The organism is Enterococcus aquimarinus, assembly GCF_001885765.1.
Taxonomy (GTDB): Bacteria; Bacillota; Bacilli; order Lactobacillales; family Enterococcaceae; genus Enterococcus_I; species Enterococcus_I aquimarinus.
In genome coordinates, this window is record NZ_JXKD01000002.1 from 135,382 (window position 1) to 148,740 (window position 13,359).

Sequence of the window (13,359 nt, forward strand, 5' to 3'; positions counted from 1 at the left end):
TATATTTTAGCAGCTTTACTCTTATTTAAAGGTAGGTACTTATATGTTTACAATTGAATTAAAGAAAAATCGACACTTGCTCTACCCTTGGCTTCTTTTATTATTTATTTGCATTATCACATTGGCTGATATTTTTTTATCTTCTAAAAGTACTTTAGGCTTATCTTTTATTGCCCAAAAAATGATACTGGCTTCCAATAGCCGTGGGCATGTCGCAGCGATTTTGTTATTTTGGGTTTTCCCACTTTATGCCTTCTTACTATTCGCTGAACGTTTCATTAAAGAGCGCACTTCGAATGCTTTTTTAGTTGAGCAAATTCGAACCCCTAAGAAAAAAGGGCTTCTAACAAAATGCATCACGAATGCGAGTCTGTTAACTTCTTTTTTTGCTTTGGGTTTTCTTGTAAATTCGTTAATCGTTTTATTATTAATTCCTAAACCAACAGCGGTATTTGATCAGCGTTATGCAGAAATGCTAGAAGTTTTCACTTCTTGGGAAAAAGTAGGGACTTGGGTTTACGCCCACACGAATATTACTTATATGATTTATGTCCTTTTTGCTTGTATTATTTTTTTCCTGATGTGTCTTTTAATTGGATTGCTAGCACTTGTCTTTCCAAATCGAAAAGTTGTTTATTCTTTTTCGATGATTTATTGGTTGATTTGGTGGTTCATTCCCTATGACTTATCAATGGCCATCCAACCCTTTACAGAGTATGGTTTAAGCTATGCCATTGTTGCTTTACTCATTTTTACGATTCCAACAATTTTAATCATTTATCTTTTAATCCGGAGGTACGCAACAAATGACTACTTATAACCGAAGACAAACACGTTTTGCTCTTTTACTTATTGGATTAATTGCGGTGATTCTTATTTACAATTTATGGAATTCCATTGCTCTCACAGCCTTTAACCCATTTTCTGAATTTGCAGACCAAAAAGACCAATTCCTCGGTTCCACTACATTGTACCTATTACTTGGAGGAGCTGTTGAAGCACGAATGCATGGTATTTTCTTTTCTATTATCTTTTCCACTGCTCTCTATATTAAAATGCGTCCATTAAAAGACAGTTGGCTTTATCGCAGCTCAAAGAAAAAGATATTATGGGATAACACACGTGCAGCAATTAATATGAGTCTAATTTTATCCTCTGTAATGGTTCTTATCACAATACTTTTCACTACGTTATTTTTACCAGAAGCATTGGCTTTCCCACAACGAATGCTTTTTTATTTTAGTGCACAGCTATTGATTGTTTTTTTATTTTATTTAACCCTTGCGCAAATTTTCCAAACTTTTTACGGACTCTTTTTATCATTCGGTAAGGCGATAATCGCTTCATCTCTTTTAGGAATATTCAATTACTTTGCACCGATTACCTTGCATCTTACGTACTGGGAACCAGCGAATGCACTCGGCGCATTGGGTATTAATATTTTCCACGAAGCGGTTTATTATTACGATTTTGCCGTTACTTCAGAGATGCTCTCAATCCTCGTTACTCAAAGTTTGTATCTAATCGTCTTGATTCTAGTCTTAGAAGTTATGAAACGCCTACTCTTCCTAAGAAAGGACTTTATCTTAAATGCCAAAGAAAAGTAACCGTCTTTATTACTATAGCTTAGGTTTGATTTACCTATTTATCTTAAATATCACGCATTACGGCGAACCCGTCTTTGATCAAACGATTCAAGGCCTCCCGCTTATCCTTGCGAATCCATTATCACTGCTTTATACGTTATTTTTTCAAATGATTTTTTATTTACTTGTTTTTGATCAAGCACGTGATAACTTTTACTTTAAACGCGTCGTCTTTTTGATTCGTCAAAAGAATCGTCAAAAGCAGTACCTAATTTGTTTATGGGATAATTTTCGAAGTATTATTAGCATGAATGCACTCATGTTGGGAATTGCATCGCTGTATTTCCGTCATTTTTCAATTAAGGTCCTTCCTTTCTTTATCTTACAGACTTTAGCGATTTACGGTTTTATTATTTTACAGACATTTATCGAAATAAAAATGAGTGCAACGATTTCTCTCTTGCTCATGGTTATTCTGTTTGTGCTCCTAAATTCTTTTGATACACAGTGGATGAGCTATATCCACACGATTCGTTTAACTGGTAATGTTTATCTAGCAATTGGTATCACCCTAGTCGTGGATTTACTCTTAATCTTATTGACTAGCCACTTTATAAAAAAACAGGAGATTCTATTATGACAATTACATTCAAACACTACACCAAAAAAATTCGCAACAAAACCATTTTAGACGACATCAACCTTGAGCTGACTCCTGGAAAGATTTATGGTCTTTATGGTGAAAATGGCAGTGGTAAAAGCATGCTCCTTCGTGCAATATCTGGTTTGATTTATCCTACTTCTGGAAGCGTTGAAATTAATGATAAGATTATTACCAAAGACATCGATTTCCCCGAAAGCCTCGGTCTCATGATTGAAAATATTAAACTACAAGAAGCCTTTAACGCGAAACTCAATCTTCAAATTTTACGCGATATTAAAAAGACAGCAACCGATGCCGATATTGATTGGGCTTTAAATGCTATTGGATTAAAAGCCGATGATCCAACAAAAGTGAAAGACTTCTCCTTAGGAATGAATCAAAAACTCGCTATCGCTCAAACCATTTTTGAAAAACCTGAAATCATCTTAATGGACGAACCAACTAACGCACTCGATTTTGCCTCGATTGAACGCTTTCGAAAACTCGTACTCGAATTAAAAGCCCCCAATCGAATCATAATCATCGCTTCACATAACCACGACGATTTATCCGTATTATCCGATACCTTCTTGGAAATGTCAGAAGGACGGTTAAGTCATCGCTCGGAGTTCGTTAAGCGTGAATAAAAAAATATCGAATGGTGATTGTCGTCACCCACGATGAGGAAATCAAAAAACGTGCAAAGCGAGTGATTCAATTATGAAGAAAAAAACAAAAATTTTACTAAGCCTATTATTCGGAGCCATTCTCCTCTTTCATCTTGCATGGGCTGGAAATTATTTCTTAAATTATCGTCCTTATACCAAAACGGTACCCATGCATGAGAGTGGCGAGTACTTTTTGATGACGGATAATTATGATTTGAGTGTAGCGATGCCTAGCTATCCAACCTTCACTGGGAATTTAGCGATTACAAATAAAAATGATGATTTATCCTTTATTATTTGGCCATCAGTCGGCGCTACACCTGAAATCGGACTTCAAATTTTAGGTCCTGATGGTGTCACTTATTCCGTCATTCTTGATCAATCCTTAAATTATGACAGTGGGAAAAATCCATCTGACATGCCTAAAGAACAAATTAATCAATTAATCATCGATCGTCGTACCGAAATGGACGAAATGTACGACTATGCAAAAAAGAGCTGGAATTTGTAAATTCCCAGCTCTTTTTTTGGCATATAAATGAAATGCTTTTTTATTACTCTTATCAAAGCGCTCACCAATTCACCTGATTGAACGGGAATGGGCGAGCTGATACTCGGTAATAAGCTGACTTTCAATAAAAATCAAAAAACGATTTTTTTGTAAGTTTTACTTATTACTCGTATCAAAGCGCTCGCCAATTCACCTTAATAGCGTACTTCTTTTAAATAAAGTCCTTCAGGGTGTGCAGTCGGTCCCGCTAAATTACGATCTTTACCCGCAATAATCCCTGGAATCGCATCGACTGGCATACGGTCATTGCCGATTTTTAATAGCGTACCGACAAGAATCCGAATCATTTTATATAAGAAACCATTGCCACTAAAAGTAAAAATCAACTCATCACCATCTGGACTAACCGTCAGGCTTGCCTCATCAATCGTTCGAACGTGATCTTCAACCGAGCTGCCAGATGCACAAAATGAGGTGAAATCATGTGTCCCTAGTAAATCCGGTAAGGCTTGTTGGATTTTTTTCACATCGATAGGATACGGGAAATAACTGGCATAGTAACGACGGAATGGACTCCGTGGCTTACCGATATCAACGCGAAATTCATATGTCTTACCTGTTGCTAAGTAACGCGCATGAAAATCATCCGCGACAATCTCCACACTACGACACGCGATATCATCTGGCGTTTGCGTATCAAGTCCATAACGCATCCGTTCAAGCGGACGTTCATATGGAAAATCAAAATGAATCACTTGTCCAATCGCATGTACACCCGCATCCGTTCTGCCTGACGCATGGACTTCAATTGGTTGACTGGCCATCTTACTTAATGTTACTTCTAATTCGCTTTGAACTGTCCGTCCCTTTGGCTGCCGTTGAAACCCGCTAAAATTCGTTCCATCATAGGAAATAATTGCTTTATAACGTACCATTTTATTGATTACCCTTCTTTCCTCAAAAAAAGACCATGACCGAAGTCACAGCCTTTTGATTATGATTCTTACTTTTTTATTCTGATTCATTCACTATCCTCGGATAATATCAGCTCGAGGCGGTATCTCGGAGCATACCGGACAAAAAATCACCTTAGTTGAACGGGATTTTCGTATCTATCCTTCGGCAATTTCAATAATGGTCGCCGTCGAAAGTGCCGACTCTGCCCATTCTCTCCAATTGCTCAGGATAAAGCGATTCAAAAATCACCTTAATTTCTGATATACATTAACACTGCTGTTAGGACTGCAAATGTCACAATAACGATGGTGTCTTTTGTGCTCCAATGTAGGACGCGGTATTTTGTTCGTCCGTCGCCGCCTTGGTAGCCGCGTGCTTCCATTGCAGTTGCTAAATCGTCGGCACGGTTAAAACTGCTGACAAAAAGCGGAATCAACAACGGAATAACAGCTTTCATTTTCTGGACTAAGTTTCCTTCGCCAAAATCGACGCCGCGAGCTCGCTGCGCGTTCATAATTTTTTCGGTTTCATCCATCAAAGTTGGCACAAAACGTAAGGCAATTGATAACATCAACGAAATTTCGTGAACAGGAACTTTTAATGGTTTTAATGGACGTAATAAATATTCAATCGCATCGGATAACGCTAGGGGTGGTGTCGTTAGCGTTAAAAGAGTTGACATGAAGATAATTAAAACAAAGCGACAAAAGATAAAGATTCCGTTTTGAATCCCAAATTCAGTCAGTTGAAAAACGCCCCATTTCCAGTAGACCTCGCCACCGCCTGTGAAAAAAATCTGCAATGCTACCGTAAACAAGATTAACCAAATTAAAGGTCGTACTCCTCTTAAGAAAAACCCAAAGTCTATTTTCGATAATAATAGACAACATAAAGTGAATATTCCAAGCATCGCATAACTGACAAAGTTATTGGCTAAAAAGATAATCCCTATGAAATAGAAACTAGCGATCAATTTTGCACGCGGATCTAAACGATGAATGAGAGAATCACCAGGTAGGTAGCGGCCGAGTATTAATTTATTCATCATAAGGCAGCCCTCCCTTTGCAATTAGCATTTCAGCTAATTCTTTTGACGTCAGTGGTAAAGAATCAAAATGGATTCCACGTGTCACCAACTTTTGGGCAAAAGCCGTTGCAGTTGGCACCCCTAGTTGCTTCGCCTGTAGCCATTCGACTTCTTGGAAAACTTCCCTTGGTGTTCCTTGTTTCACCAATGTTCCTTTTTCTAAAACGTATACGTAATCAGAAAAATCAGCCACGTCATCCATTAAGTGGGTAACTAAGACGATGGTAATCTTATTTTCGTGATGTAAACGGGCAAACATTTCCATCATTTCTTTTCGACCTTGTGGATCGAGTCCTGCAGTTGGTTCGTCTAGAACTAAGACTTCAGGCTCCATTGCTAAAACCCCTGCAATTGCCACGCGACGCATTTGGCCACCCGATAAATCAAACGGTGAACGTTGCAGATAGCTTTCATCTAACCCAACCATTTCTAATGTTTTTGCCGCTAAGCGATTCGCCTCTTCTTCTGGAACGCCAAAGTTTTTTGGCCCAAACGCGATATCTCGTTCGACTGTTTCTTCAAATAGTTGGGCTTCTGGAAACTGAAAGACGATTCCAACTTTTTGACGGATTGGCTTGAGATTTTTATTGTTTGTTTCAGCAGTAATGACACGGTCGCCAATCGTGACGGTCCCTGATGTTGGTTTTAACAAGGCATTCAGATGTTGGAGTAAGGTCGACTTGCCACTTCCTGTATGTCCCACAAGAGCCGTATAAGAACCTTCTTTAATGGCTAAATCAATGTCAAAAAGGACGCGTTGCTCAAAAGGAGAGTTTGGTTGATACGTAAAACCTACTTGTTCAAACCGGATGTCCATAACCACTCCACCATCCCTTCTTCAGTTAAGTATTCTTCAGGGACTTGAATCCCGCGTTTTTGTAGTGAATATTTTAGTCGTTCTGGGAAAGGTAAATCTAACCCAAGTTCGATTAATTTAGGGCCTGCTGAAAAGATTTTTTCAGGAGTGCCTTCATCAATCAATTTTCCTTGACGCATGACTAGAATACGATTCGCATTTGCTGCTTCATCAATATCATGGGTAATGGATAGAACGGTTAAATTATTTTCTTCTTTAATTTTTTTGATTGTTGCGATGACTTCTGCACGTCCTTCTGGATCGAGCATACTAGTCGCTTCATCTAAAATAATAATATCTGGTCGTAATGCGACAACTCCTGCGATCGCGACTCGTTGCTTTTGCCCGCCAGATAGTCTTGCAGGTTCTCTGGTAGCAAATTCATTCATTCGTACTTGTTTGAGAGCTTCTTGAACCCGAATGACCATTTCTTCTCTAGGAATCCCTTGGTTTTCTAATCCAAACGCCACATCATCTTCCACAGTTGCGCCTACAAATTGGTTATCGGGATTTTGAAAGACCATCCCCACCATACGACGGATCGACCATAAATGTTCTTCCGTTAATTGGTACTCGCCAACTTGAACTTTCCCACTTTCTGGTGCAAGCAAGCCATTAATTGTTTTGGCTAATGTTGATTTTCCAGAACCATTATGGCCGATGATCGCAATCCATTCACCGGGATAGACTTTTAAAGAGACATCCTCTAAAGCTGGACGTTCGTCATTTTTTTGATATCGAAATGTTAGATTCTCTAACTCTATAATTGGTTTCATTCTAGCTCTCCTACTCGTTGATTTCTAAACTAACACTACCAAATAATGTTACTTTTTTCAATTACTGGGAACCTTTTCATGGAATTTTCTGTTTTTTTCATCATCCACTACCTGTCAAGACAGATATTCGAGGATAAAAAAAACACTTTATGATGAGTGCTTACCCCTTGATTAAAAACCAAGGGGCCAGCGACGAGCTAGACTCGGAAGTTGCCTTCCAACATCATAACACTCTTAAAGTAATCATCTATAAAGTGATGGTAGAAGATTGTCCACCGAAATTTTCAATCTTCTATTAAGTGTGATTTTAAACTAGTTCAATAATAACCATAGGTGCAGCATCTCCGCGTCTTGGTTCTGTCTTCAAGATACGAGTATAGCCACCTTGGCGATCTGCATAACGAGGAGCAATATCACTGAATAGCTTTTGTAAAGCTGATTCAATAACGATTTCTTCGTTTTCTTCACGCACACTAGCAACTTCATTACGTACGTAAGCAGCTGCTTGACGACGTGCATGTAAATCACCACGTTTACCTAAAGTGATCATCTTTTCAGTCGTTGAACGAATTTCTTTCGCACGAGCTTCTGTCGTAACGATACGTTCGTTAATGATTAAATCAGTTGTTAAATCACGCAACATCGCTTTACGTTGTGATGATGTGCGTCCTAATTTACGATAACTCACGTGGTTTCCCTCCTTCGTAAAAATTAATCGTCTTTACGTAATTCCAAACCAAGATCTTCTAACTTAGCTTTCACTTCTTCAAGTGATTTACGTCCTAAGTTACGTACTTTGATCATTTCTGGCTCAGATTTATTTGTTAATTCTTGTACAGAATTAATTCCAGCACGTTTCAGACAGTTGTATGAACGTACAGATAAGTCTAATTCTTCAATTGTCATTTCTAACATTTTTTCTTTCTGTGTTTCTTCCTTTTCAACCATGATTTCAGCGTGTTTCGCTTCGTCAGTCAGATTCACAAAAATATCTAAATGTTCAGTCATAATTTTTGCAGCTAAACTCATTGCATCTAATGGCTCAATTGAACCATCTGTCCATATTTCAATCGTTAATTTATCAAAATCATCTCGACGGCCAACACGTGTATTTTCAACTTGATAGTTTACACGGCGAACGGGAGTGTAGATAGAATCAACCGGTAGCACGCCAATTGGCATGTCATCTTTTTTGTTTTCGTCTGCTTGAACATAACCACGACCCGGGCGAACCGTTAAGCGCGCATGGAAAGTAGCTCCTTCAGAAACAGTACAAATATACATTTCTTTATTTAGGATTTCAACATCACTGTCAACGATAATATCGCCTGCAGTTACTGTAGCTGGTCCTGTAATATCGATTTCTAACGTTTTTTCTTCTTGACCATACATTTTTAATGCAAGGCCTTTAATATTCAAAATAATTTGTGCGACATCTTCTCGAACACCTTTAACAGTTGAAAATTCATGTAACACTCCATCAATTTGGATATTAGTAATGGCTGCACCTGGTAAAGAAGATAACAAAATACGACGTAGGGAATTTCCTAAAGTAGTTCCGTAGCCTCTTTCTAGAGGTTCAACGATGAACTTGCCATAATCTTTCTCTTCATCAATTTTGGCAATTCTTGGTTTTTCGAATTCAATCATTATTATCTCTTACCCCTTTCTTAACGAAAAGTGTCTTGTTCAATGACGTGATTGTTAGACTCAAAATGAGGGGCACTCATTAAACACGACGGCGTTTTGGAGGGCGACATCCATTATGAGGAACTGGAGTTACGTCACGGATTGCAGTCACTTCTAAACCTGCTGCTTGTAATGAACGAATTGCTGCTTCACGTCCTGAACCAGGACCCTTTACAGTTACATCTACAGTTCTTAATCCATGTTCCATTGCTACCTTAGTAGCTGCTTCTGCTGCCATTTGAGCGGCAAAAGGTGTTGATTTTCTACTTCCTCTAAAACCTAATGCACCAGCTGATGACCATGCTAACGCATTACCATGAGAATCAGTGATCATCACGATTGTATTGTTGAATGTTGAATGGATATGTACAATCCCAGTTTCAATATTCTTTTTCACGCGGCGTTTACGACTCACTTTTTTTGCTGCCATGAAGTTTTAACCTCCTTCACTTAGGATTTTATTTTTTCTTACCAGAGACTGTCTTAGACGGTCCTTTACGAGTGCGTGCGTTATTCTTCGTGTTTTGTCCACGAACAGGTAACCCACGACGATGACGGATTCCACGGTATGAACCGATTTCCATCAAACGTTTAATGTTTAAGTTCACTTCACGACGAAGATCCCCTTCAACTTTTAACTTATCCATTTCAGCACGGATAGCATCTACTTGTTCGTTCGTCAAATCGCGAACGCGAACTTCTTCAGAGACACCAGCATTTGCTAAAACTTTTTTTGCAGTTGTATTCCCAACCCCATAAATGTAAGTAAGGGATACAACGACACGTTTATCACGAGGAACATCTACTCCTGCAATACGAGCCATATTCGTTACACCTCCGTTTATCCTTGACGTTGTTTATGTTTTGGATTTGCTGGGCAAATCACCATAACTCGTCCATTACGACGAATTACTTTACAATGTTCACACATTGGTTTTACTGATGGTCTTACTTTCATGATCTTACCTCCTGTGATTTTACGGAGTACAATTATTTAAAACGATACGTAATACGGCCACGAGTTAAGTCATATGGTGAAAGTTCAACTGTCACCTTGTCTCCAGGTAAAATTCGAATATAATGCATACGAATCTTGCCAGAAACTGTTGCTAAAACTTGATGCCCGTTTTCTAATTCGACTTTAAACATTGCATTCGGCAAAGTATCGACGACTGTACCTTCGACTTCAATCATATCTTCTTTTGCCACGCACAGTACCTCCTTGTAATTGTTTCGCATTTTCACACGATAAAACGGCGGAAACCAGTGCTCCCACCTTAGATTCTCAATACAATCTTCTGAAATGCTTCAGAAGTCGGACTGATACATTATAGCATAATGCATCTTACTAAGCAAGAGAAGTTTCACATTTGCAAGTCAGTTACGGGCAAACGATATTATTCGATGATTTTTTTTACGTCTTCAAAGACAGTATCGATTTCACGATTACCATCAATAGACTGCAATAAACCTTCTTCTTTATAGTAAGCTAAAATTGGTTCACTATTCTTAATGTTAATTGCAAGACGATTTTTGACCGTCTCAGGTTTGTCATCTTCTCGTTGATAGAAATCATGGCCACCACAACGATCACATGTACCTTCAACTGTTGTTGGGTTAAAGATTTTGTGGTACGTTGCGCCGCATTCACGACACATGTAACGGCCTGCTAATCGGTCAACCAGAATGTCTTCAGGGACATGGATATCGATAACAGCATCAATTTTCTTTCCAAGCTCGGTCAGCATTTGATCTAACGCTTGTGCTTGTTCCAAGGTACGGGGGAAGCCATCTAATAAGAAGCCTTTCTCTGTATCGGATTCGGCTAAACGCTCTTTCACAATACCATTCGTTACTTCGTCAGGAACTAATGCTCCTTGGTCCATGTATGATTTTGCTTTTAAGCCTAACGCAGTTTCATTTGCCATAGCGGCACGAAACATATCGCCTGTTGAAATGTGCGGAATGTTGTATTCAGCAATAATTTTCTCTGCTTGCGTTCCTTTTCCAGCACCGGGTAATCCCATTAAAATGATGTTCATTTTAATAATTCCTCCCAATAAGTGTTTGAATGATGTTGAGGAAAACCTCAACATCCTACAAAACTTTTTAATTCATGAAACCAGTATATTGACGTTTCAACATCAATCCTTCTAACTGTTTTGCAGTTTCAAGAGCGACACCTACGACGATTAATAAACTTGTTCCACCTAAACCAATTGATTCCGGTAAGTTCCAAAGCATTTGGGCAATGATTGGTAGTATCGCAACTAAACCAAGGTAAAGTGCTCCTACTGTACTTAACCGCATTAACACACCTGAAACGTAATCTTCTGTTCCTTTACCAGGTCGCACACTTGGAATATAACTTCCTTGCTTTTGTAAGTTTTCCGCTAATTTCTCAGGGTTCACTTGGACAAAGGCATAAAAGAAAGTGAAAGCAACAATCAATGTTGTATATAAAATTGCCCCAGGGACCGTATTATAATTAAACAATGTTTGGATGGTTTCAAACCAAGGCTTCCCTCCTAATGATCCACCAAAAGCTTGAATAATCGCATTTGGAGTAGTGATCATGGAGCTGGCAAAGATAACTGGAATCACACCTGCTGCATTTACTTTCAATGGAAGGTAAGAGCTTGTTGGTGCACCCACTACTCGTTTTGTATATTGAATCGGTAATTTTCGTTCTGCTTGTTGGAAAAATGTCACAAAAGTTACAATTAACAACACCGCAATTACTAAAACGACCATGAAAATAGCCGATTGCCAAATTCTTGAAGATTCAATATTAATAAAGTAGTCTTCGATTAGTCCTTTGATGTCAACTGGTACACGCGAGATGATACCGGCAAAGATGATCATCGACACGCCGTTCCCAATTCCTTTTTCAGTAATTTGTTCTCCCAACCATGTCACAACCATCGTCCCTGTTGTCAGAATAATTCCGATTAAGATAAATGTTTGTGCATTTGGATTTGGAACAAATCCATATTCTGTCCACATATTAAACCCAGCAGTCAACGCTAACGATTGTACAAATCCTAAGACTAGTGTCAAATAACGTGTTGCTTGATTTAATTTGCGACGACCGACTTCCCCTTGTTTTGACCATTCAACAAATTTCGGCACGATATCCATTTGCATCAACTGAATAATAATTGAAGCAGTGATATAGGGCGAAACTCCCATGGAGAAAATAGAGAATCGTTGCATGGCACTTCCGCTGACTAAATCTAACATGTTTAGAAATGGTAAGTCAGAAATACTTTGCAGACGAGAAGCGTCTACTCCCGGAACAGTAATATGTGTTCCAAGGCGGAAGACAAAAAGAATGAATATAGTAAAAAATATTTTTGAACGAATTTCTTTTACTTTAAAAGCATCCTTTAAAAGTCTCAGCATTAAATCACCTCAACTGATCCACCGTTAGCCACAATTGCTTCTTCGGCTGTTTTTGAAAATTTGGCTGCTTTCACAGTTAATTTTTTCGTTAATTCGCCATTTCCTAATACTTTGATTCCAGACTTTTCATCTTTTACGATTCCAGCTTCAACTAAAGTTAATGGTGTAACTTCAGTTCCATCTTCAAAGCGATTTAAAATGTCAAGATTAACTACTGCGTATTCTTTACGATTCACATTTGTGAATCCACGTTTTGGTAAACGCATGAACAATGGTGTTTGTCCACCTTCAAATCCTAAACGTACGCCACCACCAGAACGGGATTTTTGACCTTTTTGTCCACGTCCAGATGTTTTACCATTACCAGATGAAGATCCACGACCAACACGGTTACGTTCTTGGCGAGAGCCTTCTGCAGGTTTTAATTCATGAAGTTTCATGCTTTCGCACCTCCTTAGTCAAAATCAATCTATCTCTATTTACTATTTAACTTCTTCTACTTCTACTAAGTGAGCGATTGTATTAACCATGCCATTGATTGCATCATTGACAGGTTTTACAACAGAGCTGTTCACTTTGTTTAAACCTAACGCTTTAACGGTATCCTTTTGGTTTTGAGGACGTCCGATAACACTGCGTTTTAAAGTAATTTTTAATTCTGCCATGTTTTTGTCCTCCTTAACCGATTAATTCTTCTACCGATTTGCCGCGAAGTGCTGCCACTTCTTCAGCGCGTTTTAATTGTTTTAATCCATCAACAACTGCGCGAACAACGTTGATTGGTGTGCTTGAACCTAGTGATTTAGTTGTGATGTCATTGACACCTGCTAATTCTAGTACGGCACGAACCGTTCCACCAGCAGCAACCCCAGACCCCTCTACAGCAGGCTTCATTAAGATGCGGCCGCCACAGAATGTTCCAATAACATCATGAGGGATTGTTGTTCCTACTACAGGGACTTCAATCAAGTTTTTCTTTGCACTTTCAACGGCTTTGCGGATTGCTTCTGGAACTTCTTGTGCTTTACCAGTACCAAATCCTACGTGTCCATTTTTATCTCCAACGATGACTAAAGCTGCAAAACGTAAACGGCGTCCACCTTTAACAACTTTTGTTACGCGATTGATCGCAACAACGCGGTCTTCTAATTCCAAATGTTTTGGATCGATATAAACCATGA

Annotated in this window: 20 protein-coding genes; 5 read left to right on the forward strand and 15 right to left on the reverse strand. The window is 38.8% G+C overall.

Annotation, left to right across the window (positions count from 1 at the left end):
- The first annotated feature begins 43 nt into the window (after positions 1 to 43).
- The 5 genes from RU93_RS02290 (at position 44) to RU93_RS02310 (ending at position 3,408) form a co-directional block, all read left to right on the forward strand.
- Positions 44 to 820, forward strand: coding sequence for a hypothetical protein (locus RU93_RS02290; RefSeq protein ID WP_071874000.1), 777 nt, complete (start codon positions 44 to 46; stop codon positions 818 to 820).
- Positions 807 to 1,607 carry a hypothetical protein gene (locus RU93_RS02295; protein ID WP_071874001.1) on the forward strand — a complete coding sequence of 267 codons (801 nt, stop codon included), beginning with the start codon at positions 807 to 809 and terminating at the stop codon, positions 1,605 to 1,607. The genes RU93_RS02290 and RU93_RS02295 overlap by 14 nt, the downstream gene beginning before the upstream one ends.
- A complete protein-coding gene (locus RU93_RS02300) occupies positions 1,591 to 2,226 on the forward strand; it encodes a hypothetical protein (RefSeq protein WP_071874002.1) in 636 nt (211 codons plus the stop codon). Before RU93_RS02295 ends, RU93_RS02300 begins: the two co-directional genes overlap by 17 nt.
- Positions 2,223 to 2,876, forward strand: coding sequence for an ATP-binding cassette domain-containing protein (locus RU93_RS02305; protein ID WP_071874003.1), 654 nt, complete (start codon positions 2,223 to 2,225; stop codon positions 2,874 to 2,876). The genes RU93_RS02300 and RU93_RS02305 overlap by 4 nt, the downstream gene beginning before the upstream one ends.
- Positions 2,877 to 2,949: 73 nt before the next feature.
- Positions 2,950 to 3,408, forward strand: a complete 459-nt coding sequence (locus RU93_RS02310; protein ID WP_071874004.1) for a hypothetical protein — start codon at positions 2,950 to 2,952, stop codon at positions 3,406 to 3,408.
- 194 nt (positions 3,409 to 3,602) lie between these two features.
- Here the strand turns inward: RU93_RS02310 and truA are convergent, their stop codons facing one another.
- The 15 genes from truA to rpsE form a co-directional block, all read right to left on the reverse strand.
- Entirely contained in the window at positions 3,603 to 4,343 is a 741-nt protein-coding gene (truA, locus tag RU93_RS02315; protein ID WP_071874005.1) for a tRNA pseudouridine(38-40) synthase TruA, read from the reverse strand.
- 272 nt (positions 4,344 to 4,615) lie between these two features.
- Positions 4,616 to 5,413 (reverse strand): energy-coupling factor transporter transmembrane component T family protein, encoded by a 798-nt coding sequence (locus RU93_RS02320; protein WP_071874006.1) that lies wholly within the window; start codon positions 5,411 to 5,413, stop codon positions 4,616 to 4,618.
- Positions 5,403 to 6,269 (reverse strand): energy-coupling factor ABC transporter ATP-binding protein, encoded by an 867-nt coding sequence (locus RU93_RS02325; protein WP_071874007.1) that lies wholly within the window; start codon positions 6,267 to 6,269, stop codon positions 5,403 to 5,405. Before RU93_RS02325 ends, RU93_RS02320 begins: the two co-directional genes overlap by 11 nt.
- Entirely contained in the window at positions 6,245 to 7,084 is an 840-nt protein-coding gene (locus RU93_RS02330; RefSeq protein WP_071874008.1) for an energy-coupling factor ABC transporter ATP-binding protein, read from the reverse strand. The genes RU93_RS02325 and RU93_RS02330 overlap by 25 nt, the downstream gene beginning before the upstream one ends.
- 307 nt (positions 7,085 to 7,391) lie before the next feature.
- Entirely contained in the window at positions 7,392 to 7,772 is a 381-nt protein-coding gene (gene rplQ / locus RU93_RS02335) for a 50S ribosomal protein L17 (RefSeq protein ID WP_071874009.1), read from the reverse strand.
- Positions 7,773 to 7,795: 23 nt separating this feature from the next.
- Positions 7,796 to 8,734 (reverse strand): DNA-directed RNA polymerase subunit alpha, encoded by a 939-nt coding sequence (locus tag RU93_RS02340; RefSeq protein WP_071874010.1) that lies wholly within the window; start codon positions 8,732 to 8,734, stop codon positions 7,796 to 7,798.
- 79 nt (positions 8,735 to 8,813) lie between these two features.
- On the reverse strand, positions 8,814 to 9,203 hold the full coding sequence (gene rpsK, locus RU93_RS02345; RefSeq protein ID WP_071874011.1) for a 30S ribosomal protein S11: 390 nt from the start codon (positions 9,201 to 9,203) through the stop codon (positions 8,814 to 8,816).
- A gap of 28 nt (positions 9,204 to 9,231) precedes the next feature.
- Complete coding sequence (gene rpsM / locus RU93_RS02350; protein WP_071874012.1) at positions 9,232 to 9,597, reverse strand: 30S ribosomal protein S13; 366 nt, start codon at positions 9,595 to 9,597, stop codon at positions 9,232 to 9,234.
- Positions 9,598 to 9,614: 17 nt separating this feature from the next.
- A complete protein-coding gene (rpmJ, locus tag RU93_RS02355; protein WP_010742772.1) occupies positions 9,615 to 9,731 on the reverse strand; it encodes a 50S ribosomal protein L36 in 117 nt (38 codons plus the stop codon).
- Between the two features lie 32 nt (positions 9,732 to 9,763).
- On the reverse strand, positions 9,764 to 9,982 hold the full coding sequence (gene infA, locus RU93_RS02360) for a translation initiation factor IF-1 (RefSeq protein ID WP_071874013.1): 219 nt from the start codon (positions 9,980 to 9,982) through the stop codon (positions 9,764 to 9,766).
- A 188-nt stretch (positions 9,983 to 10,170) separates the two neighbouring features.
- Positions 10,171 to 10,815 (reverse strand): adenylate kinase, encoded by a 645-nt coding sequence (locus RU93_RS02365; RefSeq protein ID WP_071874014.1) that lies wholly within the window; start codon positions 10,813 to 10,815, stop codon positions 10,171 to 10,173.
- Positions 10,816 to 10,882: 67 nt separating this feature from the next.
- Positions 10,883 to 12,178, reverse strand: a complete 1,296-nt coding sequence (gene secY / locus RU93_RS02370) for a preprotein translocase subunit SecY (protein ID WP_071874015.1) — start codon at positions 12,176 to 12,178, stop codon at positions 10,883 to 10,885.
- Positions 12,178 to 12,618: a 50S ribosomal protein L15 gene (gene rplO, locus RU93_RS02375; protein WP_071874016.1), complete on the reverse strand. Its 441-nt coding sequence runs from the start codon at positions 12,616 to 12,618 to the stop codon at positions 12,178 to 12,180. The genes secY and rplO overlap by 1 nt, the downstream gene beginning before the upstream one ends.
- Positions 12,619 to 12,660: 42 nt before the next feature.
- Positions 12,661 to 12,843 (reverse strand): 50S ribosomal protein L30, encoded by a 183-nt coding sequence (gene rpmD, locus RU93_RS02380; RefSeq protein ID WP_071874017.1) that lies wholly within the window; start codon positions 12,841 to 12,843, stop codon positions 12,661 to 12,663.
- Positions 12,844 to 12,856: 13 nt separating this feature from the next.
- The gene (gene rpsE, locus RU93_RS02385; protein WP_071874018.1) at positions 12,857 to 13,357 is read right to left on the reverse strand and encodes a 30S ribosomal protein S5; all 501 of its coding nucleotides are present in this window, start codon (positions 13,355 to 13,357) and stop codon (positions 12,857 to 12,859) included.
- Between the last annotated feature and the right edge of the window lie 2 nt (positions 13,358 to 13,359).